Below are 26,623 nucleotides of genomic sequence, written 5' to 3'. Positions count from 1 at the left end.
CTTCCACCATGGAAATTCAGGTCCACGATATCCGCAAGACGTTCGACGGCACCGCCGCCGCATTGGACGGCATCAGCCTGACCATCCGCTCGGGCGAATTGCTGGCCCTGCTTGGGCCCTCGGGGTCGGGCAAGACGACCCTTCTGCGCGTCATCGCCGGCCTGGAATTCCCAACCGGCGGCTCAGTCCTGTTCGACGGCGATGACGCCTCCCACCGTACCGTGCAGGAGCGCAACGTCGGCTTTGTCTTCCAGCACTACGCCTTGTTCCGCCACATGACGGTGCTGGACAACGTCGGCTTTGGTCTGGCGGCGCGGCCGCGCGCAAATCGGCCCGCCAAGGCGGAAATCCGCAGACGCGCGGAGGAACTTCTGGCGCTGGTGCAGTTGCAGGGGCTGGAGCATCGCTCCCCGGCCCAGCTTTCGGGCGGCCAGCGGCAGCGCGTGGCGCTCGCCCGCGCACTCGCCATCGAGCCCACGGTCCTGCTGCTCGACGAGCCCTTCGGCGCCCTCGACGCCAAGGTACGCAAGGACTTGCGGCGGTGGTTGAGGCAGTTGCACGACCGTACTGGCCACACCACCGTGTTCGTGACCCACGATCAGGAAGAGGCCCTCGAACTGTCCGACCGCGTCGCCATCATCAACCAGGGACGCCTCGAACAGATCGGCACACCCAGCGAGGCCTACCTGCGGCCGGAGAGCGCGTTTGTCTTCGACTTCCTGGGTTCCACCAATGTGCTGCCGGTGGAGGTCCGCGACGGCCGGGCCTTCTTCGCGGGGTGCCCCGTTCCGGTGGCAGACGGCATCGAGGCCGGCGACGGCCACTACACCCTGCAAGCCAGGCCGTGCGACATGATGCTTGCCGTCGACAGGCAAGGCCCTGGGCTGGGGGGGATCGCCGAAATGGTGCGGGTTTCCCTTGGCCGTGTGCGCGTCGACATGAAAGTTGGGGGGCTGGCGCGACCCATCGAACTGGAACTGCCCATGAAGGGCGAAGGATGGCGTGAGCTGCAGCCAGGGCAGTCGTTGCGAGTCAGGATCGACCGCTATCATCTGTTCGCCGCGCCATAGAGCACGTGCTTCGTGAATCTTGCGGGATGGCCGGGGGCGGCCGGGGCGGGCTCACCGCCGCTTTCTGTGCGGTGAGTGTCTTCAGCGCCATCCGCCATGCCGGACCCGTCGCGGGCTTTGGCTCTGGCAGGATGCCGGCTGACGACCCAAGCGCTTCCAGCGGGCGTTGAGAGGTCGAGGTGAGGGGTATGACCTTGGGCTCAAGCGAGCCGTGTCTCGGCACAACAGCCCCGAACCAATTGTCGCATAATTTATATTATGAATACAAACCAGCCACCAGAGGCGGGCCAGGGCCTGGGGTTACGTGCCGTACAGCACCATTCCGTCGTGGCCCGGCTCCACGCCCTCGGGCAGTTCGCGGCTCAGGCGCCCGAAATCGAGCCCCGGCCCCATGTGGGTCAGCACGGTGCGCCGGGGCTTGAGGTCGTCGACCCAGGCCAGAACCTTGTCGACATGGGCATGGGTGTGATGCTCGCGGTTGATCAGGCAGCCGACCACCAACACCTCAAGGCCGCGCAGCGCATCGCGGGTCGAAGGCGGCAGTTCCCAGGCGTCGGTGCAGTACGCCATGTTGCCGATGCGGAAGCCCAGCGAGTGGCCGATGCCGTGATCCTGCCACAGCGCCGTCAGCGTCACCGCCGCCCCGCCATCCGCCGGCGCCACCTCGAAACGCACCGGGCCCGGCTTGGGGTCGGCAATCACCCTTGGGCGCAGCCAGGGCCGCCAGACTGGTTCCTTTTCCAGATCAAGCTCATCGAAGGCATAGGCAAAGCGATGCGTCAGGCTGTCCAGGGTCGACGCGTCGGCGTAGACCGGCAGGCCGTCGCGGATGACACGGTTCACCTCGCGCAGGTCGTCCAGGCCGTGGATGTGGTCGGCATGGGTATGGGTGAACAGCACGGCATCCAGCCGATTGACCCCGACGGTCAGCAATTGCTGGCGCAGATCGGGCGTGGTGTCGATCAGGATGCGCCGCCCGGCCGTCTCGATCAGCGCCGAGGAGCGCAGACGCCGGTTGCGCGGCTCGGCCGGGTCGCAGGCCCCCCAGCCGACGGAGACCATGGGCACCCCGCCGGCGCCGCCGGTGCCAAGCAGGGTCAGGCGGGTTCCTTGAGGGTGGGTTTCCAAACCACTCAAGGGCTTGGCCTCTGGACCTTGCCGAACAAGGTAAAGAAATTCTCGGTCGTTTGGGCGGCCAGATCGGCCACTTCCATGCCCAGCACCTCGGCCAGCCGGGTCGCCGTGTGGACGGTGAAGGCCGGCTCGTTGCGCTTGCCCCGTTTGGGCACCGGGGCCAGGTACGGGGCGTCGGTCTCGACCAGGATGCGCTCTGGCGGCACCGTTTTGGCCACCTCCCGCAAGGCCTCGGCCTTGGGGAAGGTGACAATGCCGGAGAAGGAAAGGTAAAGGCCCAGTTCCAGCGCCGTTTCAGCCAGTTCCGGTCCCGAGCTGAAGCAGTGCACAAGCCCCGGAAAGGCCCCCTGCCCGGCTTCCTCGCGCAGGATCGCGGCCATGTCGGCGTCGGCGTCGCGGCTGTGGATGATCAACGGCAGGCCGGTTTCGCGGGCCGCCTGGATGTGGGCCCGGAAGGCCCGCTGCTGGTCGGCGCGCGGGCTGTGCTCATAAAAGTACTCGAGCCCGGTTTCGCCGAAACCGACCACCTTGGGGTCGTCGGCCAGCTCGATCAGCCGGGCGGCATCGGTGGCCGGCTCGCGCCCGGCTTCGTGCGGGTGGATGCCGACAGAGCACCAGACAGCGTCAAACCGATGGGCCAACGCGCGCACCTGCTGAAAGCGGGTGACGTGGGTGCAGATGGTCAGCATGGTCCCGATGCCGGCCCGCCCGGCCCGGGCCACCACCTCGTCCAGTTCCTCGGCGAAGTCGGGGAAATCCAGGTGGCAGTGGCTGTCGACCAGGAAAGGCGTCTCGGACATCGCTTTTAAGGACCTATTCGTTCTCCGGTTCCACATAGCGCGGGAACACCCCTTCGGGCTTGGGCAGCGGGGTTTCCGGCACCAGCCGCCCGGCCTCGCCCAGGTCGGCGAAGGTGCGCCTGTCCTCGGGCACCGCCAACTGGTCGAGCAACCGGCCCATGGCCTGGGGCATGACCGGCTGCAGCAGGATGGCCACATGGCGCAACGCCTCGGCCAGCACGTACAGCACCGTGGCCATGCGCGCGGGGTCGCTCTTGCGCAGCACCCAGGGGGCCTGACGGTCTACGTAGACGTTGCCCTGGCGGATCACCGTGAAGACGCTCTCGATGGCCTCGTGGAAGGCCTGGCGGTCCATGGCCCGGCGCATCGCCTCCAGGGCCCCGGCGGCGGCGTCCAGCAGCTCGTGGTCGGCCGGCTCCAGCGAGCCCGGGGTCGGAACGGAGGCGTTACAATTCTTGGCGATCATGGAGAGCACGCGCTGGCCCAGGTTGCCCAGCTCGTTGGCCAACTCGCCGTTGATCCGCCCGACAATGGCCCGGTGCGCGAAATCGCCGTCATTGCCGAACGGCACCTCGCGCAGCATGAAGTAGCGCACCTGATCCAGGCCGTAGGTCTCGAACAGCTCGTAGGGGTCGATGACGTTGCCCAGCGACTTGGAGATCTTCTGCCCCTCGTTGGTCCACCAGCCGTGGGCGAACACCCGCTGCGCCGGCTCGATGCCGGCGGCCATCAGGAAGGCCGGCCAGTAGACGGTGTGGAAGCGCAGGATGTCCTTGCCGACCATGTGCAGGGCGGCCGGCCAGTAGCGCTGGAACAGGTCGCTGTCGGTATCGGGATAGCCGATGGCGGTGATGTAGTTGGTCAGCGCGTCCAGCCACACGTACATGATGTGGGCGTCGTCGCCCGGCACCGGCACCCCCCAGCGGAAGGTGGTGCGCGACACTGACAAATCCTGCAAGCCGCCCTCGACGAAGCGGATCACCTCGTTGCGCCGGCTTTCCGGCAGGATGAAGTCGGGCCGCCGGGCATAGAGGTCCAGCAACGGCTGCTGCCAGGCCGACAGGCGGAAGAAGTAGCTGGGCTCCTCGACCCACTCCACCGGGGCGCCGGAGGGCGCGCGGCGGGTGCCGTCGGGGTCCTTGGTCAGCTCGCTTTCGGCGTAGAAGGCCTCGTCGCGCACCGCGTACCAGCCGGCGTAGCTGTCCAGATAGATGTGGCCCTCGGCCATCAGCCGTTGCCACAAGGCCTGACAGGCGGTGCGGTGGCGATCCTCGGTGGTGCGGATGAAGTCGTCGGTGGTGGCGTTCAGGGCCTGGGCCAGATCGCGGAAATTGGCCGACACCCGGTCGGTGAAGGCCTGCGGCTCGATGCCCTGGGCCTGGGCCGACTTCTCCACCTTCTGGCCGTGCTCGTCGGTGCCGGTCAGGAAGCGCACGTCAAAGCCGTCCAGCCGCTTGAAGCGGGCCATCACGTCGCAGGCCAGGGTGGTGTAGGCGTGGCCGATGTGCGGCTTGTCGTTGACGTAATAGATCGGCGTGGTGAGGTAGTAGGGCTTGGGCCCGCTCATGGTCGTTGCTGCCCCTTGGCGCGGAAGGAAGGCTGGGGACGACGGGGGTCGGCGCCGGCGTCAGCCCGGGCGTCCGCCCCGGGCCACGGTGTCCAGATCAAGGAAGGCGTTGACCAGGCACTGCCGGGGGTCGAGATGAACCGCCCGGGCCCGCCCCAGAAGGTGGCTGATCTTTTCCCACACCCCGACCCAGCGATCAAGGGGCGCGGCGGCGAGCAGGCGGCGCGCCGCCTCGGCCTCGCCGGGGGCACCGGGAAAGCTGGCCGCCGGATCGGCGCCCCGCGCCCCGGTGCTGGCCAGCCGGGCGACCCAGCCTTCCAGCAGGTCGCCGGCGATGCGCAGGCCTTCCGGATGCCGGGTCACCTTCTCGGCGAAGGCGTAGGCCTGGCCCGGATCGAGCCCGGGCAAGGCGGCCAGCAGGTCGACCAGTTGGCGGTAGATGTCGACCCCGCCCAGGCGGGCCAGATCCAGCGCCCGGCCGACACTGCCCTCGCCCAGGCGGACCAGGAAGCGCAGATCGGCCGCCGCGATGCCACTGTCCGGCTGTTCGGCGCGGGCCGCCAGCAGGTGCTCCAGGATCGCCTCGGGCAGCGGCCTGAGGGTCAGGCCACGACAGCGCGAGCGGATGGTCGCCGGCAGCCGGGCCGGCCGGTGGGCGACGAGCAGCAGCAGGGCGCGCGGCGGCGGCTCCTCCAGCACCTTCAGCAGGGCGTTGGCGGCGTTGATGTTCATCTCGTCGGCGGCATCGACGATGACCACCCGCCAGCCGCCTTGCGCCGGCGTCATGGCCATGAAGTGGATGGCCTCGCGCACATCGTCGATGACGATCTCGTCGCGCTGCTTGTTGGTCTTGGGATTGACGCCCGGCGTGAGCAGGCGCAGGTCGGGGTGACTGCCCGCCGTCACCTGGGCCACCGCCGGGTGGTCCGGGTCGGGCTCGACCCGCCCCCCGGTCCCGCCCGGCCCGGCCCCGAGCAGACTCCCCTGCCCGGCCGGCCGGCCCAGCACCAGGGCGGCGATGCGCCGCGCCAGGGTCGCCTTGCCGATGCCCCGGGGCCCGGAGAGCAGCCAGGCGTGGGCCAGCCGCCCGCCCTCCCAGGCGGTCATGAACTGGGCCTCGGCGGCTTCCTGGCCGACCAGCTCGGGCAACCGGCTCATGGCGTCCGGACCGCCTGTGGCGAGGCCGCCAGCAGCGCCCTCACCTGCCCGGCGATCAGTGCCGCCACGCGCTCTTTCGGCTGGCTTGAGTCGATCAGCCGGCAGCGCCCGGGCTCGGCCTTGGCGATGGCATGGAAGCCTTCGCGGACGCGCTGATGGAAGGCGTCGGCCAAGGTTTCGTAGCGTGTCTCGGCGTCGCCCCGGCCGGCCGCGCGGGCCAGCCCCTGGGCCGGGTCGAGGTCGAGGATCAGGGTCAGGTCGGGGGCGAAGTCGCCGATCACCACGCTGGCCAGCCGATCAACCCAATCACGGCCCAGGCCATGGCCATACCCCTGGTAGGCCCGGGTGGAATCAAGAAAACGGTCGCACAGCACCACCTTGCCCTCGGCCAGGGCCGGCCAGACCACGCGGACCAGATGATCGCGCCGCGCCGCCATGTGCAGCAGGGCCTCGGTGCGGGCGTCCCAGCGTCCCGCCTCGCCGGTGACCAGCAGGCGGCGGATTTCCTCGGCCCCCGGACTGCCGCCGGGTTCGCGGGTGGTCAGCACCGCATGGCCGGCGGCGCGCAGGTCCTCGGCCAGACGGGCCAGTTGGGTGGTCTTGCCGCCGCCCTCGCCACCCTCGAAGGTGATGAAGCGTCCGGCCGCCGGGGCCATCACTGCAAGCGGCCCATCAGCAGATGTTCGGCGGCGGCGGCCATGCGGCCCAGAAAGCCCAGCCGGGCAACCGGTTCGGCGGCGACCAGCGGGTAGTGCACCGGGGCCAGATCGGGGGCCTCGATGACCAGGGTGGCGATTTCCTGGCCGGCCGCCACCGGGGCTGCCGCCGGACCGCCATAGACCGCCTTGACCACGGTGTCGTTCCAGGCGCTGCGCGGCAGGGTGACGGTGACCTTGGGTTCGATCATCACCGGCACCGCCTCGGCCTGACCCAGCCACACCGGCACCTGGGTCACCGTCTCGCCGGCCTGGAACAGGTGGTAGTTGGCGAACGACCTGAACCCCCAGTCGAGCAGCCGGGCGCTTTCCTGGCTGCGGCTTTCGGCGCTGTCCAGGCCGTTCAGCACCATGATCAGCCGCCGGTCGGCGCTTTTCGCCGAGGCGGTCAGGCCATACCCGGCGACCGAGGTGTGGCCGGTCTTCAGGCCATCGGCCGCGCTGTAGCCGTAGAGCAGCGGGTTGCGGTTGTACTGGCGGATGCCGTTGTAGGTGAACTCGGTCTCGGCGAAGATCGGGTAGAACTGCGGGAAATCGCTGATCAGGTGGCGGGTCAGCCGGGCCAGATCGCGGGCCGTGGTCAAATGATCGGGCTCGGGCAGGCCGGTGGCGTTGACGAAGGTGCTGTCGGTCAGGCCGAGTTCATGGGCCCGGCGGGTCATCAACTGGGCGAAGGCGGCCTCCGAGCCGGCCAGATTTTCGGCCACCACGATGCAGGCGTCGTTGCCCGACTGGATGATGATGCCGCGCACCAGATCCTCGACCCGGGCCGAGGTGTTGGGCTCGAGGAACATGGTCGAGCCGCCGCTCGCCGCCCCGCCCTTGCGCCACGCGTTCTCGCTGACCCGGAAGCTGTCGTCCAGCGACAGGCTGCCCTCCTTGAGCTGCTCGAAGAGCATGTAGAGGGTCATCAGCTTGCTCATCGAGGACGGCGGCATGGGAGCCCGGCCGTTCTTGTCGAGCAGCACGGCGCCGGTCTCGAAATCCTCCATCCAGGCATAGTCGGCCGAGGTGTCGATGGCCCGGGCCGACGGCGCCGCCGCCAGCAGCAGGGCGACCAGCGGCAGCAGGAGGAACAGCGGGCGGATGAGATGGCGCGCCGGGAGGCGCGGCGGGAGCGACGTGGGGCAGCGCAGCATGGAGGTCCTTCGCGGTGGCTTGGTCGGGGTCGGGGTCGAGGGATACGGGCGCATCAAGGCGATTCAGCGGCGGACGATCATGGCATCGGCATAACCGGCCCGGCGCGCCGCGTCGAGGGCCGCCTGGATCGCCGCCGCGTCGGCCAGCGGGCCCAATTGTACCCGGTACCACGTCTGGCCGCCCACCTCGGCCTCGGCCAGCAGACCGCTGGCCACCCCGCCCAAATCGGTCAGGACCTGGCTGGCGGCGCCGCGGCTGGAGAACGAGGCGACCTGGATGAAGGTGCCCTGGGGCAGCCCGGGCGGAGAGGCCGGAGCGGCGGTGGTCGCCCGCAGCGGTGGTCGGGGCGTCGATGGGGGCGCGGCGCGGGCGGAAGCCGTGGCGCTTGGCGGGGCGCTCGGGCTGGCCGTGGTCACGACGGGTGGCGGGCTTGGCTGCGTGATCTCGGACGCAACCTGGGGGGGAACTTGGGGGGCGGGCCGGGCCGCCGTCGGTTGGGGCGTCACGCTGGCGGTGGCCGCGACCGGTTGCGGCGCCGGCTGCGCGGCCGGAACCGACAGGGTGCCCTGGCTCACCGTGCCCGAGGGGGTGGCCGGCAGCGGGTCGGGCTGGCGACCGTGCAGGCCCAGGATGCGGTTCTTCAGGGCCAGGCTTTCATCGGCCATCATCTCGACCCGGACATGGGCCGTGCCCTGGTTCAGGTAGCCCAGCAACTGGGCGCAACGGCGCGAACAGTCGAGGATGCGGCGCTTGGAGAACGGCCCACGGTCGTTGATGCGCACCACCACCGAGCGTCCGTTGGCCAGATTGGTGACCCGGGCCAGACTGGGCATGGGCAGCGTGCGATGGGCGGCGGTCAGGCCGTTCTGGTCGTAGATCTCGCCGTTGGCGGTGGGCTTGCCGTGGAACTTGGGGCCATACCACGAGGCCACCCCCTCCTCGCGGTAGGTATAGTCCTCCTTGGGGTAGTACCACACCCCGGCCATCTGATAGGGCGCCCCAACCTTGTAGGTGCCGCCCCGGGTGTCCGGATTCACCTGTTCGCTGGGCACCGCCGATTTCACGGCGTGCGAGGCCAGCTTGGTTTCGGCGCAGCCGGCCAGGGCGACCCCCAGCACTCCCACCATCAGGGCAATGGTCCATGGGCTCGACGATCGGGCGACTCGGCTCATCCGGGGGTTCCTTGCTGGCGGCGACTGGGGGGCTGGGCCTCCTGGGGGGTCAGGCCTCCGCTTCGGCCACGATGCGGCCGATCATGGCCCGCGTCGGGTAGCCGTCGGCCGGCAGCCGGTGGGCCTGCTGCCAAGCCCTGAGCGCCCCTCGGGTGCGCGGGCCCAGCATACCATCGGCCGGCCCCGGATCGAAGCCGAGATCGGCCAACGCCGCCTGCAGGCGGGCGATGTCGCTGGGGCGCAGGGGCTGAAGGTCGGCCGGCCGCTCGACCGACAGCCCCGGCCGGCCGGCCAGACGGTCGGACAGGTGGCCGACCGCCAGGGCGTACAGCTCCGAACGGTTCCAGTCGAGGATGACCCGGAAATTGGGGTAGACCAGGAAGGCCGGCCCCTGGTGACCGGCCGGCACCAGCAGGGCGGCCTCCATCTCCGCCACCGGCAGCGGCCGACCATCGGCCCGCCGCACGCCCAGGGCCTGCCACGCGGCCAGCGGCTTTTCCACCTGCCCGTCGGCCAGCGCATAGTCGAAGCCTTCGGGCAGGCTGACCTCGCGGCCCCACAACTCGCCGGCCCGCCAACCCAGATTGCCGAGGAAGTTGCCGGCCGAGAGCACGGCATCGGGCAGACTGCCCCAGATGTCCCGCCGCCCGTCGCCATCGGCGTCCACGGCGTGGCGGGTGAAGGTCGAAGGCAGGAACTGGAAATGCCCCATCGCCCCGGCCCACGAGCCGACCATCCGCGGCGCCGGAATGTCGCCACGCTCCAGGATGTCCAGAGCCAACAACAGTTCCTGCCGAAAGAAGGCACTGCGCCGCCGGTCATGGGCCAGGGTGGCGAGTGCCTCGACCACCGGGAAGCCGCCGAAATGGCGGCCGAAATCGGTCTCCAGCCCCCAGAAGGCGACCAGCACGTGGGCCGGCACGCCGAAGCGGGCCTCGGCCCGGGCCAGCAGCCCGGCATGTTGCGCCAGCAGGTCCTGCCCGCGCGCGATCCGCGACGGATCGACGGCACGCCCGATGTAGTCCCAGAAGGTGCGGGTGAATTCGGGCTGTCGCTGGTCGTACTCCAGCACTTTTGGCAGCGGGGCAATGCCGGTCAGCGCGGCATCCAGGGTCGCCTCGGAGACCCCCCGCCCCCGTGCCTCGGCCCGCAGCCCGGCCAGCCAGACGTCGAACGGTGGCGCCGCTTCGGGGGGCGGAGCTGGGGTGACAGGTTCGGCGGCGGGGGGCGCCGTTGCCTGGGCGGGCGGTGTCGGCTCGGCGCCGACCGCGGCGGTTTCGCCGGGCTCGTTTTCCGCCCCCTGCCCCGGTGCCGCGCACCCGATCAGCAGCGCGCAGACGCCAACGACGATGGCGGGCAACGAGACATGGCGCATGACAAGGCTCTCCCCAAAGGGCTTGGCGATTTTTTTCAAGGGCTTCACGTCGGGTCGGGGCCCGGAACCAGGGTCGTCATGTAGCCCCGCGCCCGGTACCAGACAAGGCCGGCCCAGGCTTCCAGTGCCGTATTCACCCCGGGCAGCAGACTGTGTGGCAGGCGCGGCCAGCGTACCACCGCTGGCGGCCTAAAGGCGTGGTTATGATCCACCGGGTAAGGCAGCACCGTCCACCCCGCGGCGCGGAAACTGCCCACGGCGCGCGGCATGTGCAGGGCCGAGGTGACCAGAACCCAGTTTTCCCCCGGCTGGGGGGTCGCCATTCGGTGGCTGAACAGCGCGTTCTCGCGGGTATTGCGCGACTCCCGCTCAATCACCAGTCGCCCGCCCAGGTCGGGCGTGTCGGGATACAGCCGGGCGATCACGCCGGCCGCCAGGTCGGCCTCGCGCCGGCTCTGGTCGAATGGGTCGCCGGCGCCACCGGAGAGAACCACCCGGGCCTGTGGGTGCTGTTGGGCCAGCGTCAGGCCGACCAGCAGGCGGTCGATCGCGCCGTCGGCCTGCGGCTGGCCGCTGAGCTCTGTCGCGGCCAGGTTCATGTAGCCGCCCAGGACGACAATGCCATCGATCCGTTCCGGCAGGCGCTCGGGGATGGGGAACCGGGTTTCCAGCGGCAACGCCAGCCACGGCCCAAGCGGCAGCGCGTTGCCAAGCAGGCCGACTCCCATCAGGCAGGCCAGGACCCGCCGCGCCACACGCTGGAAGCGGCCGATGAACAGGCCAATCACCGCCAGCACCAGAAGCAGGGAAAGCAGGCCTTCCAGATCGGTCAGGGGGCGCGCCAGTTTGGCCAAAAGGTAGGTCGGGTCCAGGTCCACTGTCGTTCAGGCTCCGGGGGGGGCAGGATGGGGAGGATGGGGGCACGGGATGGGGCGGGCCGGATGGGTCAGTTGTTCGCCGCCTCGGCACGCAGGCGGACATCCACGCAGTCGTTGAGGCGAAAGATCACCTGCCGCAGGTCCTTTACCTGAAAGCGCGCGGTGCGCCCGGCCGCATGCACCTCAAGCGCGCGCATGGCGGCCACCGCCTGCATCAGGTCGAGGTCGTCCATGGGCAGCGGCAGGACCAGGAAATGGGGATCGGGCACCGAGGCCTGCACCACCGTGTGGGTGATCCGGCCATCGATGGTCAGCCCAACCTCGGGCGGTGCCGCCGCCTTCAGGTGCCAATCGGGGCGATGGACGCCCAGGGCCGGAACACGGTTGCGCGACAGGAAAAACGACAACTCGCCCAGCGCCTCATCGATCTGGCCGGCCGCGCAGTAGGTGAAGGCGCCGCTGTCGTGGTCGAAGAATGCCTGCCCTTTCCAGGCCCCGAAGCGGAAGACATCCTGTTGCGCCAGGGCCGGCGGGGTGGCCCACAGCGCCACGAGCAGGGCAGCAAGCCGGACGGACAGGAGGTGTGGGCGCATCGGACGGGGGGTCTCGCAAGCCGGGCGGGGTGGATCGGTGCTTCACACTATCAGGAATAACCGGCGGCGGAAGTGACCTCTGCCTCTTGCCAGTCGATGTCGAGGCGCCTGAAAGGGGGGTGCCGAGATGGGCGTTGACCTGCCCCCGGCCGAATGCCTAAAGGAAGGCCCATGCGGGAGGAGTGGCCGAGCGGTTTAAGGCACTGGTCTTGAAAACCAGCAACCCCTCACCGGGTTCGTGGGTTCGAATCCCACCTCCTCCGCCACCCTGGAACAAAAGTGTAAACGCCGTTTGCAGTTTCCACGCATCTTGTGGCGCGCAGATACGGCCAGGCGCCGGAGGACGTTTGTCCGGATCATTGGCGGCACGTTCAAAAACCGGCTGACGATCGGCCTCGACCCGCGCGGCAACACCGAGCTGCGGCACGACGCCTGGTTCAGGCGCCATGAGGTGACCGCATGCTCCGCGCGCAAAACTCTCATCACAACGGGCGCGGCAAGCGCGTAGTGTTGGCGCGGTCGTGCGTGACTGGCCGGTGGAGGAAGCGATTTGAGATGGTCGAAATAGTCCGCCTTCGTCCCGGCGACGCCGTTCTCTTCCACGGCATGCTGACGATCTTCGCCGATGCGTTTGAGGAACACGAAACCTATCTCGGCGCATCGCCGGGCGCGGCTTACCGCGATGGTCTTCTCGCCGAAGAGAATTTCATCGCCTTGGTCGCCGTCGAAGCGGAGAACGTCATAGGTGCGCTTGCCGGCTACGAGCTTCGCAAGTTCGAGCGTGAGCGGAGCGAATTCTACATCTACGACCTCGCCGTTTCCGGGCCTTACCGTCGGCGCGGTGTTGCGACGGCGATGATAGGCACCTTCTCCGCCATAGCAAAGAAGCGCGGCGCCTGGGTGGTCTTCGTCCAGGCCGATCACGGCGACGATGCGGCCATCGCGCTCTACTCCAAACTCGGGCAGCGCGAAGAGGCGCTTCACTTCGACATTGATCCGCAGCGGGCTGAGTAGAAACGCCACTGAGGGATCCGTTGGAAAGTTCGGTTTCCTCACCGAAGACTGCCGTTCGTGCCAAAGGCAGAAAGAATGGAAAGGCCCATCCCCGTCGTCATATAAAGGCTCGCTCAGACGGACAGCTCAACAATTCTCCCGATTTTTCCTGATTACGGCAACGTCCTATTCTGAGGGCCATGGCGAACGAATATTTCGCATTTTCGTCGGGCATGCCCCGCCATATTTCTGTATAGGCGGTTCGCGGCCCGCTGCCGCCAGCCCCCAACGCAAAAAGCCGCCCGTTGTGGGCGGCTTTTTGTATTACAGGCCGGATTGGCGTCCCCTAGGGGATTCGAACCCCTGTTGCCGCCGTGAGAGGGCGGTGTCCTAGGCCTCTAGACGAAGGGGACAGCGCGGTGGCCGTCGGCCTGTGGAGGACGCGTTACCTACCGGACATCGCCGCGGCTGGCAACACCTTTTTTGACCGAAGGCGCGGGTTTCGCCCGAGGGCACGGGCCCGCTCAGCCCAGCCGCAGGGTCAGGCGGCGGAAGCTCGGGCGGCCCGCCTCGTCCGGCTCGGCCAGCCAGGCGCCCAGATGTCCCTCGGCGCCGATGATCAGCCACACCAGCCCGCTTTCCTCGGCCCGCTGACGGTCGGTCTCCGAGGGCTCGGCGGCGCCCGCCGGATGGCTGTGATAGTGGCCGAGCAGACGCGGCCCCCGCAGGGAACGCTCGGCGCGCGCGCCACTGTCGCCGTCCAACTGGCCAAGGCGGCGCATCACGGCCAGCCGGATGGCCGGATCGATCTCGAAACGATCCTGTCGATGGGAGGCTTCCAGGTTGGCCGCCGGGACCACCTCCTCCACCCGGGCGCCGTCCGCCGCCGAGGGGTCTCCGGTGCCGATCAGCAGGCCGCAGCACTCCGCCGGATGGGCCGCCCGGGCCTCGGCGCGCATCGTCTCGGCCAGGGCCTTGGGCAGCCACAGGCGGCTCACTCGGTGGCGGCCTCGAAGCGCAGGCGGCCGACCACGCGGCCGCGCTGGGTATCGACCACCACCACGCCATCGCCGCCGGTGCCGGCCCGCTGGTGGTGCAGGTAGAGCATGTCGTCGGCGGCCTCCATGTCGGTCACCCGGGCCCCGGCCGGCAGCTCGACCACCACCTCGCCCCAGCCGTCGCCGCTGGCACTCTCTTGCAAGCGCTGCATGTTGGCGTATATGCCGTAGGCCACACCCCCCATGCCGAGGACGATCAACACCCCCATGCCGATGACCAGGGTCTTCAACAGGGCGCTCATGCGGGGTCTCCCGGGGGCTGGACGATGATGGCTGAAGAAGCGAACGACGGCGTGACGCCCGGCGCGACGACACAACACCTAATCGCCGGCGCCGAGGCGGCCGGGGCACGGCTCGACAAGTGGCTGGCCGAGGCCTGCCCGGAGCTGTCGCGGGCCCGGCTGGCCGGGCTGATCCGCGACGGTCGGGTGAGCGTCGGCGGGCAGACCATAACCGAGCCCAAACACCGAATCAAACCGGGTCTGCCGGTCAGCCTGGAGGTTCCTCCGCCGGCCCCGGCCGAGGCCGCCCCCCAGGCCCTGCCGCTGAGCGTGGTCTACGAGGACGAGGCGCTGATCATCATCGACAAGCCGGCCGGGCTGGTCGTCCATCCCGCCCCTGGCAACCCGGACCACACCCTGGTCAACGCCCTGCTGGCCCATTGCGGCGACAGTCTGTCGGGCATCGGTGGCACCCGCCGGCCGGGCATCGTGCACCGGCTGGACAAGGAGACCAGCGGCCTGCTGGTCGTCGCCAAGACCGACCGCGCCCACCTGCACCTGGCCGAGCAGTTCGCCGCCCACAGCGCCGGGCGCACCTACCAGGCCCTGGTCTGGGGGGTGCCCAAGGCGCCATCCGGCCGGCTCGACACCCTGATCGGGCGCAGTCCCAGCAACCGCACGAAGATGGCCGTGGTTCGCTTGAACGGCCGCCGCGCCGTCACCAATTGGACTGTGGAACGCACCTGGCCCTTGGTCAGCCTGCTGACCTGTCGGCTGGAAACCGGGCGGACCCATCAGATCCGGGTCCATCTGGCCCACCTGGGCCACCCGGTGGTCGGCGACCCGCTGTACGGCCGGGGCCACGCCAGCAAGGCGCGTGGGCTGCCCGAGGATGCGCGGCTCATGCCTTTGAGCCGCCAGCTACTCCATGCGTGGCGCCTGGAAATTACCCATCCGTATAGTCAGGAAAGAATGGTTTTCCAGTCGGAAACTCCGCCTGATTTCAAGCAGTTTCAGGGCGCTCTTGGCCCGTCATCTGAGCCTTGGGGGCTCTCGGAGGGCGGTTCAAGGGTATGATTGTCGGGGCCGCCGGCCCTGCTCTACCATCATCTCCAGCGCACAACTCCCAGGCGCGGCGGATGGTCCGCCGGTCGCCCATGGGGGCCCTTCCCGACGGCGCGGAGATCGACCATGACGACCCAGCGCTCCCCCGCTTCCACGCCCTCCCCGTCCCCACGTCCGACGCCCCCGCGTCCGACGCCCCTGCGCCCGACCTTGGCGCCGGACCTCACGCCGGAACGCAACCTGTCGCGCTATCTGCGCGTCATTCGGGGCTTTCCCATGCTGACGGTGGAGGAAGAGCAGTCCCTGGCCTATCGCTTCCGCGACGGCGGCGAGTTGGCCGCCGCCCATGCCCTGGCCAACAGTCACCTGCGGCTGGTCGCCAAGATCGGCATGGGCTACTCGGGCTACGGCCTGCCGCTGGGCGAGATCATTTCCGAGGGCAACCTGGGCCTGATGCAGGCCATCGAGCGCTATGACCCGGATCGCGGCTTCCGGCTGGCCACCTATGCCATGTGGTGGATCCGGGCCGCCATCCAGGAGTACATCCTGCACTCCTGGTCGCTGGTCAAGATGGGCACCACGGCGGCCCAGAAGAAGCTGTTCTTCAACCTCAGGCGCATGAAGGCGCAGATGCGGGCGGTCGAGGAAGGCGATCTGGCGCCGGAACAGATCCGCGTCATCGCCGACAAGCTGGGCGTGCCCGATGCCGAGGTGCTGCACATGAACCGCCGCATGGCGGCCCCCGACCACAGCCTGAACACCCCACTCAGCATGGATGGCGAGGGCGAGTGGCAGGACTGGCTGGTCGACGAGGAGCAGGACCAGGAGTCGGCCCTGGGCGACCGGCAGGAACAGGGGCTGCGGCGCCGTCTGCTCAATCAGGCCATGGGCACCCTGAACCCGCGCGAGCGTCATATCCTGGTCGAGCGCCGCCTGCGCGAGGCGCCGCTGACCCTGGAAGACCTCAGCCAGCAGTACGGCATCAGCCGCGAGCGGGTGCGCCAGATCGAGGTGCGCGCCTTCGAGAAGCTGCAAAAGGTGGTGCGCGACCATCGCGAGGCCGCCGAGGCCCAGGCCACCGCCCGCCTGGAGGCCTGATCCACCGGCGCGGGGGCTGGTCGTCCGGGGGACCAGCCCTACCCGCCGTCCCGGCCCACGGTGGCGGCCACCAGATGCTGCACCACCCGCTTCAGGGCGACCTCCTCGGCGCATCCCTCGGCCAGGGCCTGGCGGTAGACCCGGCGCTGCATGTGGGCCGAGGTGCCGCGGCTCAGGATATCGCGCGCCGCCGCCACTTCCTGCTCGGCGCCCAGGGCCTCGGCGTCCTCGGCGACCAGATCGAGCAGTTCCTCCAGCAGGTCGCCATAGGGCACGATCTCGCCGCGCCCGAAATCGATCATCCCCTCGTCCAGACCGTAGCGCTGGGCCCGCCAGCGGTTCTCGTTGATCAGCATGCCGCCGTACATGCGCCAGCGCTGGTTGGTGACGCGCAGCCGGTACAACATGCGCAGCACGCAGACGTAGAGGGCGGCGATGGCGATGGCGTCCTCGACCCGGGTGCAGACATCGGTGATGCGCATCTCCAGGGTCGGGAACTTCACCGAGGGGCGCGCATCCCACCAGATGCGGCTGGCATCCTCGATCACCCCGCAGTGGGTCAGAACCTCGATGTGGCGTTCGTATTCGCCATAGGAGTCGAAAACCTGGGGCAGGCCGGTGCGCGGCAACTCGTCGAACACCGACAGCCGGTAGCTCATCAGCCCGGTGTCGCGGCCGCGCCAGAACGGTGAGCTGGTCGACAAGGCCAGCAGATGGGGCAGGAAATAGGTGATCTGGTTCATCAGATCGATGCGCAGCTCGCTGTCCTCGAGCCCCACATGCACATGCATGCCGTTGATCAGCAGCCGGCGCGCCACGCCCTGCAGGTCGTTGGCCAGGAAGTTGTAGCGTTCCTTGTCGGTGTGCTGTTGCTGGTCCCAGGCCGCCACCGGGTGGGTCGAGGCGGCCACCGGAGCCAGACCGTAACGCCCGGTGACCTCGCCGACCATGCCCCGGAGGTCGGTCAGGGCCCGCTTCAACTCGCCCACCGAGCCACAGACCGGGGTGGCGATCTCAAGCTGGCAGCGCAGGAACTCCGGCCCGACCACGCCGACGGCGCTGCCCTCCAGGGCCTTCATCATCTCTTCGGGGGGATCGGTGGCCAGATCGCCGGTCGCCGGATCGACCAGGTAATATTCCTCCTCCACGCCGATGGTGAAGGCCGGCTGGTGGAGGTTGGCCATTGTCCTCTCCCTTGCTCGCCAGAACGCCGCCGGCGGGCCCGGCGGCGGCTCAGTAGTGGCGTACCCGGTAGAGTGTGCTATCGGCCAACACGCCTGACAAGGCGTTGTGAAGACGCTCGACCCAGCGCTGCTGGTCGGCCGGGGTGGCGAGGCCGTCCTGGCGCACCTCCAGGCCCAGGCAGGGCAGCCCGGCGGATTCGCCATGGGCATCCACGGTGTAGCCCAACTCGGCCCCGGCATAGGGCTGGTTGTCGCCGATGCACAGCTCGGGGTTGGCCTCGGCCAGCCGCGACATGAACGGCCCGGCGAGGCGCGGGTCGTGGTGCCACAGGGTGCCGATGTGCCAGGGCCGAGGCGGCCCGCCCCTCAGGCTGGGCGTGAAGCTGTGTAGCGAGATCAGCGCCGGGGCATGGCCGTGGACCCGCCACAGATGGGCCAGGGTCCGGGTGATGGCCTCGTGATAGGGATCGAACAGCGCCTTCTGGCGGGCGATGCGCTCGGCCTCGGGCAGGGCCCGGTTGCCGGGAACCTCCGTGCCGTCGCTCACCTCGGGGATGGATTCGGGGTCGCCCGGCTGGCGATTGAGGTCGATCACCAGACGCGAATAGCCGGCCAGCAGGGCCGGCGCGTCCAGCCGCTCGGCCAGACCACGCGCCACCGGGGCGATGCCCAGGTCCCAGCCGATGTGGCGCCGCAACTCGTCGGGCGGCAGCCCCAGGCCGTTCAGCCGGCGCGGCACGCGGCAACTGGCGTGGTCGCAGATCAGCAGGACCGGCCGGGCGCCCTCGGCGTTGATGATTTCCAGGGGCGCCGGCTCATCGGCCTCGAGCAGTGGGGTGGTCTCGGCCTCGTCGGGGGCCGGATCGGTCAGCGGGGGTGACATCATGTCCGCCACTATACCCCATGCGTCGGGGCCGCCAAGGGGGGAGGTCAAGGGGGGAGGTCAAGGGGGGAGGCCGCTTGGCTGGTCGATTGACGGACCCCGCCCCCTTTTCTACCATGCCCTGCTTACACCGCTGTTTTTCCTCATATACAGGTTCCCGACATGCTCTCCGACCAGACCTTTCCCCGCCGCCGGGGCGGCGTGGGCCGATGACCGGGCGCGCCGACACGACCCGTGGCGCCGGCTGGCTGCCCTGGGTGATGTGGGGGCTGGGCGCGGCCTTCTACTTCTACGCCTTCTTCCAGCGGGTGGCGCCGAGCGTCATGGTCGAGGACCTGATGCGCGACTTCGCCGCCGCCGGCGCCATCACCGGCATGCTTTCGGCGCTCTACTTCTACACCTACGCCGGATTGCAGCTGCCGGTCGGCGTGCTGCTCGACGGCTGGGGGCCGCGCAAGCTGTTGACCTCGGCGGCCCTGGTCAGCGCCCTGGGCAGCCTGCTCTTCGCCACCGCCGATGGCCTGTGGATGGCCTATCTGGGCCGCGCCCTGATCGGCGTCGGCGCCGCGGTGACCTGGGTCGGCGGGTTGACCATCGCCGCCGCCTGGTTCCCGCCGCAGCGCTTCGCCATGATCAGCGGCATGACCATGGCCCTGGGGATGATCGGCGCGGTCGGCGGACAGGCCCCCCTGGCCGCCGCCGTCGATACCCTGGGCTGGCGGACCACCATGACCGGGGCCGCCGGCTTCGCCCTGCTGCTCGGCGGGGCGCTGTGGCTGATCGTGCGCGACCGGGGCCCCTACTCGCCCCCCGAGCGGGCCGCCGACGAGCCGGCCCGCCCCGGCATCCTGTACGGCGTCGGCCAGGCCCTGCGCCGGCCACAGACCTGGGTCGCCTGCCTTTACGGGCCGATGATGGCGGCGCCCATCCTGGCCTTCGCCGGCCTGTGGGGCGTGCCTTACATGATGAGCACCTACGGCCTGCCCCGCACCGATGCCGCCATGGCCACCTCGGCCATGCTGCTGGGCTGGGGCGTCGCCTCGCCCATCGTCGGCTGGATGTCGGATCATTTCCGGCGCCGCAAGCCGTTCATGCTGATGGCCTCGGGGGGTAATCTCGTGGTCTCGCTGGTCTGGCTGTATGCCGGCCTGCCGTTGTGGGCGGTGATCGCACTGTTCTTCGTCACCGGGCTGTTCAACGGCGGCATGGTGCTGGTGTTCGCCTTCGCCCGCGAGCACAACCGCCTGCGCCACGCCGGGGCGACGCTGGGCTTCGTCAACATGTCGGTGATGGGCTCGGGGGCGGTTTTCCAGCCCCTGCTCGGCTGGTTGCTTGATCTTGGCTGGCAAGGCGGCATGATGGACGGGGCCCGGGTCTATTCGCCGGAAACCTATGGTCTGGCCCTGGCCGTGCTGCCGGGCTGTTGGGGGCTGGCCCTGCTCGCCGCCCTGTTGGCCCGCGAGACCCGCTGCCGGCAGGTCGACAGCGAGGATCGCGCGGTGTGAGCGCCATCGATGTCCGCCGCGCCGGTGGGCGTCGGGGGAAGCCCCAGGTTCGAGGACCCGTCAAGTCGAGGACCCCGTGAATGAGCCCGCCGCCCAACCAAGGCCCGGCCGATCCGCGCATCTTCCTCAGCACCCTGTTCGGGGCGGTGCTCAACGCCGTCGATCCGTTCGAGCGGCTGATGGCCAACCTGCCTCATCCGCCGCGCGGCCGCACCGTGGTGGTCGGCGCCGGCAAGGCGGCCGGGGCCATGGCCGAGGCCCTGGAAGGTGTGCTGGCCGAGCGCTGGCTGCCCTCGGCGGTGAACGCGGTTTCCGGGCTGGTGGTGACGCGGCGCGGCCACGCCCGCCCGACCCAGCGCATCGAGGTGGTGGAGGCAGCCCATCCGGTGCCCGATCAGGCCGGCCTCGAGGCCACCGCGCGGATGCTCGCCCGGCTCGAGTCGCTGTCGGCCGATGATCTGGTCATCGGCCTCTTCTCCGGCGGCGGCTCGGCCCTGCTCAGCCAGCCCCTGCCGGGCATTGATCTGGCCGACAAGCAGGCGCTGACCGAGGCCCTGCTGGCCAGCGGGGCCGACATCCGCGCCTTCAACACGGTGCGCAAGCACATCTCGGCGGTCAAGGGCGGCCGGCTGGCCCGCGCCGCCGCGCCGGCCCGGGTGGTCTCGATGATCGTCTCCGACGTGCCGGGCGACGACATCTCGGTGATCGCCTCCGGGCCGACGGTGGCCGACCCCTCGACCTGCGCCGACGCCCTGGCCGTGCTCGCCCGGATCGGGGTGACGCCGCCACCGAGCATCACCCGGGTCCTGGAAAGCGGCGAGGCCGAAACCCCCAAGCCGGACGACCCTTGCTTCGAGAAGGTCGAGAACCGGCTGATCATCACCCCCATGGAAGCCCTGAGGGCGGCCGCCGAGGCAGCCCGCGAGGCCGGCGTGAAGCCGGTCATCCTGGGCGACGCGCTGGAAGGCGAAGCGGCCCAGGTGGCCCGCGCCCTGGCCCCCATGGCCCTCTCGGCGGCGATCCACGAGATGCCGCTGGCGCCGCCCTGCGTGCTGCTTTCGGGCGGCGAGCTGACCGTCACCCTGCCCCCGCCCGAAGCCCGCACGGCGCCCATCAACGGCGGCCCCAACGGCGAATTCCTGCTCGCCGCCGCGCTGGCCCTCAAAGGGCATCCGCGCATCTGGGGCATGGCCTGCGACACCGACGGCAAGGACGGCAGCGGCCACAACGCCGGGGCCATCCTGACCCCCGACACCCTGGCCCGGGCCCGGGCCCAGGCGCTGGACCCGGAAGGCATGCTCGACCATCATCAATCCTGTTGGTTTTTCGAGCGTCTGGACGATCTGGTGGTGACCGGTCCCACCCTGACCAACGTCAACGACTTCCGGGCCTTCCTGGTGATGGGCTGAGCCCTGGCCCGCGGGCGGTCGGAAAACCTTCACCGCGGCGGCCTCTTTTCCCTCTGGCGAAGCAGGGTTTTCCTGCCTACTCTTGTCGTCATGCGCCGACAACGATACGCCAAGATCATCGCCACCCTGGGCCCCCCCACCTCCGGGACGGACGCCATCGAGCGTCTGTTCCTGGCCGGTGCCGACGTGTTCCGACTGAACATGTCGCACGGCGAGCACGAGGATCACCGCCGCCGCTACAAGGCGATCCGCGAGGTGGAAAGCCGCCTCAAGCGGCCCATCGGCGTGCTGGTTGATCTCCAGGGACCCAAGATGCGGGTCGGCCGCTTCACCTCGGGCAAGGTGCTGCTGAAGGCCGGGGCCCGCTTCACCCTCGATCTGGACAGCCGGCAGGGCTCGGAAAGCCGCGCCCCCCTGCCCCACCCGGAAATCTTTCAGGCCATCGAGGACGGCACCGACCTGCTGCTCGATGACGGCAAGCTGCGCCTGAAGGTTCTGGCCCACGGCGAGGACTGGGCCGAGACCGAGGTGGTCACCGGCGGCATGCTGTCCGACCACAAGGGGGTCAACGTGCCGGGCGTCACCCTGCCCATCTCGGCGCTGACCGCCAAGGACCGCGAGGATCTGACCTTCGCGCTCGATCTGGGGGCCGACTGGATCGCCCTCTCCTTCGTCCAGCGGCCGGAGGACGTGGCCGAGGCGCGCCGCCTGATCAACGGCCGGGCGCGCATCATCTCGAAGCTGGAGAAACCCTCGGCCATCACCCATCTCGACGACATCGTCGGCCTGTCCGACGCGGTGATGATCGCGCGCGGCGACCTCGGCGTGGAAACCCCGCCCGAGGCGGTGCCCATCCTGCAAAAACGCATCACCACCACGGCCCGGCGCGCCGGGCGTCCGGTGGTGGTCGCCACCCAGATGCTGGAAAGCATGATCACCAGCCCGTCACCGACCCGGGCCGAGGCCTCGGACGTGGCCACCGCGGTGCTGGATGGGGCCGACGCGGTGATGCTGTCGGCCGAGACCGCGGTCGGCGAGTACCCGTTCGAGGCGGTGGCGATGATGAACAAGATCATCGACCGCACCGAAAAGGACGAGCACTACGAGGACGTGGTCCGCAATCGGGGCCACGCCCCGGTGCGCACCTCGGCCGGGGCGCTGTCGGCGGCGGCCAGCCAGGTCGCCCGCACCATCGAGGCGGCGGCCATCGTCACCTTCACCTCGTCCGGCTCGACCGCCTTGCGGGCGGCCCGCGAGCGGCCCACCGTGCCCATCCTGTGCGTCACCACCAACGTCGGCACGGCGCGCGCCATGGCCCTGGTCTGGGGCCTGCACAACGTGCACACCAAGGGCGAGGTGGCGAGCTTCCACCACATGGTCATCCAGGGCTGCGAGGTGGCCCGGAGCGAGGAGTTCGCTCCCCCCGGCGAGCAGATCGTGTTGATCGCCGGGGTCCCCTTCGGCACCCCGGGGACCACCAACATCCTGCGCATCGCCCGGGTCGAGGGCGAGGCGGACCACACCCCGCGTATGTAGGTTTCCCCGCCCGGGTGGGGATGGCCGGTCTCGAGGGGCGAAAATCCGACCACGAAAAAGGCCCCGGGGGTTTCCCCGGGGCCTTTGGTTTCGGTGATCTGCCGGCGCCCGATCAGGCGGCCAGCAGGGCCAGCAGCAGGATGGCCACGATGTTGGTGATCTTGATCATCGGGTTGACCGCCGGGCCGGCGGTGTCCTTGTACGGATCGCCGACGGTGTCGCCGGTCACCGCGGCCTTGTGGGCTTCCGAGCCCTTGCCGCCGTGGTTGCCGTCCTCGATGTACTTCTTGGCGTTGTCCCAGGCGCCACCGCCGGAGGTCATGGAGATGGCGACGAACAGCCCGGTGACGATGGTGCCCAGCAGCATGGCGCCGAGCGCCGCGAAGGCGGCGGCCTGATCGGCGATGGCCGAGATCACGAAGTAGAGCACGATCGGCGACAGCACCGGCAGCATCGAGGGGATGATCATCTCCTTGATGGCCGCCTTGGTCAGCATGTCGACGCAGGTGCCGTACTCGGGCTTGCCGGTGCCCTCCATGATACCGGGGATTTCCTTGAACTGGCGGCGCACCTCGACGACCACCGCGCCGGCCGCCCGGCCCACCGCCTGCATGCCCAGGGCCCCGAACAGGTAGGGCATCAGGCCGCCGATGAACAGACCCACCACCACGTAGGGATTCTGCAGCTCGAAGCTGACATCGACGTTGGGGAAGTAGTGCTTGAGGTCCTCGGTATAGGCGGCGAACAGAACCAGGGCAGCCAGACCGGCCGAGCCGATGGCGTAGCCCTTGGTCACCGCCTTGGTGGTGTTGCCGACGGCGTCCAGGGCGTCGGTGGTCTTGCGCACGTCCTCCGGCAGGTCGGCCATTTCGGCGATGCCGCCGGCGTTGTCGGTGACCGGACCGTAGGCGTCCAGCGCCACCACCATGCCGGCCAGGGCGAGCATGGTGGTCGCCGCCACCGAGATGCCGTAGAGGCCGCCCAGCATGTAGGCGACGATGATGCCGGCGCAGATGACCAGCACCGGCAGGGCGCAGGCCTCCATGGAGACGGCCAGACCCTGGATGACGTTGGTGCCGTGGCCGGTGGTCGAGGCCTGGGCCACCGAGCGCACCGGGCGGTACTCGGTCGAGGTGTAGAACTCGGTGATCCAGACGATCAGGCCGGTGGCGACCAGACCGGTGACGGCGCAGCCGATCAGGCCCATGGTGCTGATCGACACCCCGTTGCTGGCGGTGGCGGTGAAGTCACCCCCCAGCAGATAGTAGGCACAGCCGACGATGAGCAGCGCCGAGAGCACGGCGGTGACGATGAAGCCCTTGTACAGGGCGGCCATGATGTTGTTCGACGGCCCCAGCTTGACGAAGAAGGTGCCGACCACCGAGGCGGCGATGCACACCCCGCCGACCAGCAGCGGGAAGGTCATCAGCAGGTCCTGGGCCTCGCCGGTGAAGAAGATGGCGCCCAGCAGCATGGTGGCGACGATGGTCACCGCGTAGGTCTCGAACAGGTCGGCCGCCATGCCGGCGCAGTCGCCCACGTTGTCGCCCACGTTGTCGGCGATCACCGCCGGGTTGCGGGGGTCGTCCTCGGGGATGCCGGCCTCGACCTTGCCCACCAGATCGGCGCCGACGTCGGCCCCCTTGGTGAAGATGCCGCCACCCAGACGGGCGAAGATGGAGATCAGCGAGGCGCCGAAGCTCAGGGCAACCAGGGCTTCCAGGATGCCGCGCTGCTCGATCCCCATGCTCTGCAGGACCACGTAGTAGACAGCCACACCCAGCAGGCCCAGGCCGACCACCAGCAGGCCGGTGATGGCGCCCGACTTGAAGGCCACGTCAAGCGCCGGCTGCAGGCCGCCGGAGCGGGCCGCCTCGGTGGTCCGGACGTTGGCCCGCACCGACACCAGCATGCCGATGTAGCCGGCCACGCCGGAGAACACGGCGCCGATGAAGTAGCCGACGGCCACATGCATGCCCAGCCTCAGGCCAAGCAGGATGCCGACCACCACGCCGACCATGGCAATGGTGCGGTACTGACGGTTGAGGTAGGCCTGGGCCCCCTCCTGAACGGCGGCGGCGATCTCCTGCATGCGCTCGGTGCCGGCATCCTGGGCCAGCACCGCGCGTATGGAATAGGCCCCGTAGGCCAGGGCCAACAGGCCGCAGGCAATGATCACGAAATATGTCTCAGTCATGGACGGTTCCATCGCGTCAAGGGTTCGAGTGCGCGGGATCTAAAAGGGCAGCGACGTGAAGTGCTCAGTCGTGCCACCGTCCGACGAGGGCGTGTGGGATACGGCGGGCGCGAACAGCGTGTCCCGCCGCGACCCTGTCGGTCGGTGATGGGAACGGTGTTCCGGTGCGAGCCCCCCTCCTTGGTGCGCCGGGCCCGGGCCGCGAAGAGGCGACGGGCGGGGCGCCATCCCCCGTGGGCGCCCCGACGCCGGTCCCCCCCAAGGGAGCCGGGCCGAAGGCGGCAAGAACTTGCCAGACTCCCCCCCGTCAGGCAACCGTCATGATCCACAATGTGGGGGCGGCGTCAGCGGGTGTAGACGGAGATGATCAGAACCTCGTTCACCGGCGTCTCGACGGTGCGCCGGACCACCGTCAGCAGGCGCGACTTCAATACCTCGAGGTCGGGCTGGACCCGGCCGTCAGCCATGTGGCGGGGCAGGAAATCGTACAGATGGCGGAAGAAAACATCCTGAATCCGGGCCTTTTCCGGTGCCAAGGCGGCCTGACCGCCGGCCGGCACCTTCAGGCGCACGGTCAGGTACAGGGTGCGTTGGGGTCCGCCGCCGCCGATGACGGGGATGATCAGGTCGTCCAGTTGCACGAACTCGGCGGCCGGGGGCGGCGGCTCTTCCTTGACTTCGGGCTCGGCGGCTTGCTGTTCGGCCGGCGGCGGCCCGATGCCCAGGCCCAGGGAGTCGGGGACCAGACCGAGGGCGGTCAGCCCGAACCATGCGGCGGCGGCGACCACGATCAGGGCCAGGGCGATGGGGATCAGCTTTTTCATGACCGGGGAGTGCCCTCTTCCGCCGCCTCGCGATGCAGCCAGCCGGTGCGGTGCACGGCCAGCCGGCGGCCGCCGCTGTCCAACAGGTCGACCCCCGGCCGGCCGGCGGTGCCGGCGCCCGCCGCCTCGACCCGCCCGATGACGGTCAGCGGCACCTCGGCCTGGACGGCGGCGGCCAGGGCCGGCAGGCGGTCCTCGGGCAGGGTGAAGGCCAGTTCGTAGTCATCACCGCCCGACAACACCGGGGCCCAGGCGCTGTCGTCGTCCCCGGCCGCCGCGATCAGCCGGCGCACCGGCCCGGACAGCGGCAGGCGGGAGCGTTCAACGATCAGCCGTGCTTCGGAGGCGCGCGCGATGTGTCCCAGGTCGGCCAACAGGCCATCGGAGACGTCGATGCAGGCGGTGGCCCGGCCGACCAGTTGCTGGCCCAGGCCGCAGCGTGGCCGAGGCAGCCGGTAGCGCTCGGCGAGGCTGACGCACTCGGCCGCCTCCAGACGTCCGTCCAACTCGCCGCGCGCCGCCATCAGGCCGAAGGCACCATCGCCGATGGTCCCGCTGACCACCACCAGATCGCCCGGCAGCGCCCCGTTGCGCCGAAGGGCGGCGCCGCGCGCCACCTCGCCAACGGCGGTCACCGCCAGGGTGGTCGGCCCCGGGGTGGAGACGGTATCGCCGCCGGCCAGGGCGACGTCGAAGGCCGCCAGGTCCTCGCCCAGGCCGGCCGCGAAGCGGTCGATCCAGGCGTCCGACAGGTCGCGGTTGAGGCAGGCGGCGACGAACAGCGCCCGCGGGCGGGCGCCCATGGCGGCGAGATCAGAGAGGTTGACCCGCACCGCCTTCTTGGCCACCAACTCGGGCGGATCGTCGGCCAGGAAGTGGATCCCGGCGACCACCGCGTCGAGGGTCGTCACCTGATCGTGGCCGGCGGTCGGGGTCAGCACCGCGGCGTCGTCGGTCAGCGAGAAGGCGCCGGGCAGCGTCTTGGCCAGGGGCGCGAAGACCTGGCCGATCAGGTCGAACTCGCTGCGGGTGCGGGATGTCATCGAC

The 26,623-nt window shown here is 69.7% G+C and carries 24 protein-coding genes and 2 tRNA genes; 8 read left to right on the top strand and 18 right to left on the bottom strand.

Annotated features, from left to right (window positions below):
* The first annotated feature begins 8 nt into the window (after window positions 1-8).
* Entirely contained in the window at window positions 9-1,070 is a 1,062-nt protein-coding gene (locus BLR95_RS06300) for a sulfate/molybdate ABC transporter ATP-binding protein (protein ID WP_092617061.1), read from the top strand.
* Between the two features lie 300 nt (window positions 1,071-1,370).
* On the opposite strand, the gene BLR95_RS06295 is transcribed toward BLR95_RS06300, so the two are convergent.
* From BLR95_RS06295 to BLR95_RS06250, 10 genes are all read right to left on the bottom strand, one after another.
* Complete coding sequence (locus tag BLR95_RS06295; RefSeq protein ID WP_245689310.1) at window positions 1,371-2,207, bottom strand: MBL fold metallo-hydrolase; 837 nt, start codon at window positions 2,205-2,207, stop codon at window positions 1,371-1,373.
* On the bottom strand, window positions 2,204-3,004 hold the full coding sequence (locus tag BLR95_RS06290; protein ID WP_092617058.1) for a TatD family hydrolase: 801 nt from the start codon (window positions 3,002-3,004) through the stop codon (window positions 2,204-2,206). Before BLR95_RS06290 ends, BLR95_RS06295 begins: the two co-directional genes overlap by 4 nt.
* A gap of 13 nt (window positions 3,005-3,017) precedes the next feature.
* Window positions 3,018-4,571, bottom strand: a complete 1,554-nt coding sequence (gene metG / locus BLR95_RS06285) for a methionine--tRNA ligase (protein WP_092617055.1) — start codon at window positions 4,569-4,571, stop codon at window positions 3,018-3,020.
* Between the two features lie 60 nt (window positions 4,572-4,631).
* The gene (locus tag BLR95_RS06280; RefSeq protein WP_092617052.1) at window positions 4,632-5,729 is read right to left on the bottom strand and encodes a DNA polymerase III subunit delta'; all 1,098 of its coding nucleotides are present in this window, start codon (window positions 5,727-5,729) and stop codon (window positions 4,632-4,634) included.
* Window positions 5,726-6,385: a dTMP kinase gene (gene tmk / locus BLR95_RS06275; RefSeq protein ID WP_092617049.1), complete on the bottom strand. Its 660-nt coding sequence runs from the start codon at window positions 6,383-6,385 to the stop codon at window positions 5,726-5,728. The genes BLR95_RS06280 and tmk overlap by 4 nt, the downstream gene beginning before the upstream one ends.
* Window positions 6,385-7,584, bottom strand: coding sequence for a D-alanyl-D-alanine carboxypeptidase family protein (locus tag BLR95_RS06270; RefSeq protein WP_092617046.1), 1,200 nt, complete (start codon window positions 7,582-7,584; stop codon window positions 6,385-6,387). Before BLR95_RS06270 ends, tmk begins: the two co-directional genes overlap by 1 nt.
* 63 nt (window positions 7,585-7,647) lie before the next feature.
* Window positions 7,648-8,757 carry a septal ring lytic transglycosylase RlpA family protein gene (locus BLR95_RS16210; protein ID WP_176787670.1) on the bottom strand — a complete coding sequence of 370 codons (1,110 nt, stop codon included), beginning with the start codon at window positions 8,755-8,757 and terminating at the stop codon, window positions 7,648-7,650.
* Between the two features lie 49 nt (window positions 8,758-8,806).
* Entirely contained in the window at window positions 8,807-10,132 is a 1,326-nt protein-coding gene (locus BLR95_RS06260; RefSeq protein WP_092617043.1) for a lytic murein transglycosylase, read from the bottom strand.
* 44 nt (window positions 10,133-10,176) lie between these two features.
* On the bottom strand, window positions 10,177-11,010 hold the full coding sequence (locus BLR95_RS06255) for a YdcF family protein (RefSeq protein WP_092617040.1): 834 nt from the start codon (window positions 11,008-11,010) through the stop codon (window positions 10,177-10,179).
* A gap of 68 nt (window positions 11,011-11,078) precedes the next feature.
* The gene (locus tag BLR95_RS06250) at window positions 11,079-11,603 is read right to left on the bottom strand and encodes a hypothetical protein (RefSeq protein WP_092617037.1); all 525 of its coding nucleotides are present in this window, start codon (window positions 11,601-11,603) and stop codon (window positions 11,079-11,081) included.
* A 176-nt stretch (window positions 11,604-11,779) separates the two neighbouring features.
* Here BLR95_RS06250 and BLR95_RS06245 point away from each other — a divergent pair.
* Window positions 11,780-11,869: transfer RNA gene (locus tag BLR95_RS06245), tRNA-Ser, on the top strand.
* Window positions 11,870-12,158: 289 nt separating this feature from the next.
* Window positions 12,159-12,617 carry an AAC(3)-I family aminoglycoside N-acetyltransferase gene (locus tag BLR95_RS06240; RefSeq protein WP_092617034.1) on the top strand — a complete coding sequence of 153 codons (459 nt, stop codon included), beginning with the start codon at window positions 12,159-12,161 and terminating at the stop codon, window positions 12,615-12,617.
* A 316-nt stretch (window positions 12,618-12,933) separates the two neighbouring features.
* On the opposite strand, the gene BLR95_RS06235 is transcribed toward BLR95_RS06240, so the two are convergent.
* The 3 genes from BLR95_RS06235 to BLR95_RS06225 form a co-directional block, all read right to left on the bottom strand.
* Window positions 12,934-13,009: transfer RNA gene (locus BLR95_RS06235), tRNA-Glu, on the bottom strand.
* Window positions 13,010-13,120: 111 nt separating this feature from the next.
* A complete protein-coding gene (locus BLR95_RS06230; RefSeq protein WP_218119498.1) occupies window positions 13,121-13,594 on the bottom strand; it encodes a M67 family metallopeptidase in 474 nt (157 codons plus the stop codon).
* Window positions 13,591-13,896 (bottom strand): hypothetical protein, encoded by a 306-nt coding sequence (locus BLR95_RS06225; protein WP_092617031.1) that lies wholly within the window; start codon window positions 13,894-13,896, stop codon window positions 13,591-13,593. Before BLR95_RS06225 ends, BLR95_RS06230 begins: the two co-directional genes overlap by 4 nt.
* A 27-nt stretch (window positions 13,897-13,923) precedes the next feature.
* Between BLR95_RS06225 and BLR95_RS06220 the strand changes: the two genes are divergently transcribed.
* Window positions 13,924-14,952, top strand: coding sequence for an RluA family pseudouridine synthase (locus BLR95_RS06220; RefSeq protein WP_092617455.1), 1,029 nt, complete (start codon window positions 13,924-13,926; stop codon window positions 14,950-14,952).
* Between the two features lie 198 nt (window positions 14,953-15,150).
* The gene (gene rpoH, locus BLR95_RS06215; RefSeq protein ID WP_342719705.1) at window positions 15,151-16,038 is read left to right on the top strand and encodes an RNA polymerase sigma factor RpoH; all 888 of its coding nucleotides are present in this window, start codon (window positions 15,151-15,153) and stop codon (window positions 16,036-16,038) included.
* Window positions 16,039-16,076: 38 nt separating this feature from the next.
* Here rpoH and BLR95_RS06210 read toward each other — a convergent pair whose 3' ends face one another.
* Complete coding sequence (locus tag BLR95_RS06210) at window positions 16,077-17,222, bottom strand: carboxylate-amine ligase (protein ID WP_092617025.1); 1,146 nt, start codon at window positions 17,220-17,222, stop codon at window positions 16,077-16,079.
* A 49-nt stretch (window positions 17,223-17,271) separates the two neighbouring features.
* Window positions 17,272-18,108, bottom strand: coding sequence for an N-formylglutamate amidohydrolase (locus tag BLR95_RS06205; RefSeq protein ID WP_245689308.1), 837 nt, complete (start codon window positions 18,106-18,108; stop codon window positions 17,272-17,274).
* Between the two features lie 206 nt (window positions 18,109-18,314).
* Here BLR95_RS06205 and BLR95_RS06200 point away from each other — a divergent pair, with 206 nt between their 5' ends.
* The 3 genes from BLR95_RS06200 to pyk all read left to right on the top strand — a co-directional run bounded on the left by BLR95_RS06200 (window position 18,315) and on the right by pyk (window position 22,555).
* Complete coding sequence (locus tag BLR95_RS06200) at window positions 18,315-19,610, top strand: MFS transporter (protein ID WP_092617022.1); 1,296 nt, start codon at window positions 18,315-18,317, stop codon at window positions 19,608-19,610.
* Window positions 19,611-19,690: 80 nt separating this feature from the next.
* Window positions 19,691-21,019: a glycerate kinase type-2 family protein gene (locus BLR95_RS06195; protein WP_092617019.1), complete on the top strand. Its 1,329-nt coding sequence runs from the start codon at window positions 19,691-19,693 to the stop codon at window positions 21,017-21,019.
* A gap of 90 nt (window positions 21,020-21,109) precedes the next feature.
* Window positions 21,110-22,555 (top strand): pyruvate kinase, encoded by a 1,446-nt coding sequence (gene pyk / locus BLR95_RS06190; RefSeq protein WP_092617016.1) that lies wholly within the window; start codon window positions 21,110-21,112, stop codon window positions 22,553-22,555.
* Window positions 22,556-22,667: 112 nt separating this feature from the next.
* On the opposite strand, the gene BLR95_RS06185 is transcribed toward pyk, so the two are convergent.
* From BLR95_RS06185 to thiL, 3 genes are all read right to left on the bottom strand, one after another.
* Window positions 22,668-24,752, bottom strand: a complete 2,085-nt coding sequence (locus BLR95_RS06185; RefSeq protein WP_092617013.1) for a sodium-translocating pyrophosphatase — start codon at window positions 24,750-24,752, stop codon at window positions 22,668-22,670.
* Window positions 24,753-25,096: 344 nt separating this feature from the next.
* On the bottom strand, window positions 25,097-25,576 hold the full coding sequence (locus tag BLR95_RS06180; RefSeq protein ID WP_092617010.1) for a hypothetical protein: 480 nt from the start codon (window positions 25,574-25,576) through the stop codon (window positions 25,097-25,099).
* Window positions 25,573-26,619, bottom strand: coding sequence for a thiamine-phosphate kinase (thiL, locus tag BLR95_RS06175; RefSeq protein ID WP_092617007.1), 1,047 nt, complete (start codon window positions 26,617-26,619; stop codon window positions 25,573-25,575). Before thiL ends, BLR95_RS06180 begins: the two co-directional genes overlap by 4 nt.
* Window positions 26,620-26,623: the final 4 nt, after the last annotated feature.

The sequence above is a fragment of the Roseospirillum parvum genome (assembly GCF_900100455.1).
Taxonomy (GTDB): Bacteria; Pseudomonadota; Alphaproteobacteria; order Rhodospirillales; family Rhodospirillaceae; genus Roseospirillum; species Roseospirillum parvum.
Note: the sequence above shows the minus strand (reverse complement) of the source record. Positions and strands in the feature narration are given on the sequence as shown.

What these genes read in the sequence shown, in the direction of transcription:
- BLR95_RS06300 (WP_092617061.1), top strand. Translation starts at nt 9, where the DNA reads ATGGAAATTCAGGTCCACGATATCCGCAAGACGTTCGACGGCACCGCC.
- BLR95_RS06290 (WP_092617058.1), bottom strand. Translation starts at nt 3,004, where the DNA reads ATGTCCGAGACGCCTTTCCTGGTCGACAGCCACTGCCACCTGGATTTC.
- metG (WP_092617055.1), bottom strand. Translation starts at nt 4,571, where the DNA reads ATGAGCGGGCCCAAGCCCTACTACCTCACCACGCCGATCTATTACGTC.
- BLR95_RS06280 (WP_092617052.1), bottom strand. Translation starts at nt 5,729, where the DNA reads ATGAGCCGGTTGCCCGAGCTGGTCGGCCAGGAAGCCGCCGAGGCCCAG.
- tmk (WP_092617049.1), bottom strand. Translation starts at nt 6,385, where the DNA reads ATGGCCCCGGCGGCCGGACGCTTCATCACCTTCGAGGGTGGCGAGGGC.
- BLR95_RS06270 (WP_092617046.1), bottom strand. Translation starts at nt 7,584, where the DNA reads ATGCTGCGCTGCCCCACGTCGCTCCCGCCGCGCCTCCCGGCGCGCCAT.
- BLR95_RS16210 (WP_176787670.1), bottom strand. Translation starts at nt 8,757, where the DNA reads ATGAGCCGAGTCGCCCGATCGTCGAGCCCATGGACCATTGCCCTGATG.
- BLR95_RS06260 (WP_092617043.1), bottom strand. Translation starts at nt 10,132, where the DNA reads ATGCGCCATGTCTCGTTGCCCGCCATCGTCGTTGGCGTCTGCGCGCTG.
- BLR95_RS06250 (WP_092617037.1), bottom strand. Translation starts at nt 11,603, where the DNA reads ATGCGCCCACACCTCCTGTCCGTCCGGCTTGCTGCCCTGCTCGTGGCG.
- BLR95_RS06240 (WP_092617034.1), top strand. Translation starts at nt 12,159, where the DNA reads ATGGTCGAAATAGTCCGCCTTCGTCCCGGCGACGCCGTTCTCTTCCAC.
- BLR95_RS06225 (WP_092617031.1), bottom strand. Translation starts at nt 13,896, where the DNA reads ATGAGCGCCCTGTTGAAGACCCTGGTCATCGGCATGGGGGTGTTGATC.
- BLR95_RS06220 (WP_092617455.1), top strand. Translation starts at nt 13,924, where the DNA reads ATGGCTGAAGAAGCGAACGACGGCGTGACGCCCGGCGCGACGACACAA.
- BLR95_RS06210 (WP_092617025.1), bottom strand. Translation starts at nt 17,222, where the DNA reads ATGGCCAACCTCCACCAGCCGGCCTTCACCATCGGCGTGGAGGAGGAA.
- BLR95_RS06205 (WP_245689308.1), bottom strand. Translation starts at nt 18,108, where the DNA reads ATGATGTCACCCCCGCTGACCGATCCGGCCCCCGACGAGGCCGAGACC.
- BLR95_RS06200 (WP_092617022.1), top strand. Translation starts at nt 18,315, where the DNA reads ATGACCGGGCGCGCCGACACGACCCGTGGCGCCGGCTGGCTGCCCTGG.
- BLR95_RS06195 (WP_092617019.1), top strand. Translation starts at nt 19,691, where the DNA reads ATGAGCCCGCCGCCCAACCAAGGCCCGGCCGATCCGCGCATCTTCCTC.
- pyk (WP_092617016.1), top strand. Translation starts at nt 21,110, where the DNA reads ATGCGCCGACAACGATACGCCAAGATCATCGCCACCCTGGGCCCCCCC.
- BLR95_RS06185 (WP_092617013.1), bottom strand. Translation starts at nt 24,752, where the DNA reads ATGACTGAGACATATTTCGTGATCATTGCCTGCGGCCTGTTGGCCCTG.
- BLR95_RS06180 (WP_092617010.1), bottom strand. Translation starts at nt 25,576, where the DNA reads ATGAAAAAGCTGATCCCCATCGCCCTGGCCCTGATCGTGGTCGCCGCC.
- thiL (WP_092617007.1), bottom strand. Translation starts at nt 26,619, where the DNA reads ATGACATCCCGCACCCGCAGCGAGTTCGACCTGATCGGCCAGGTCTTC.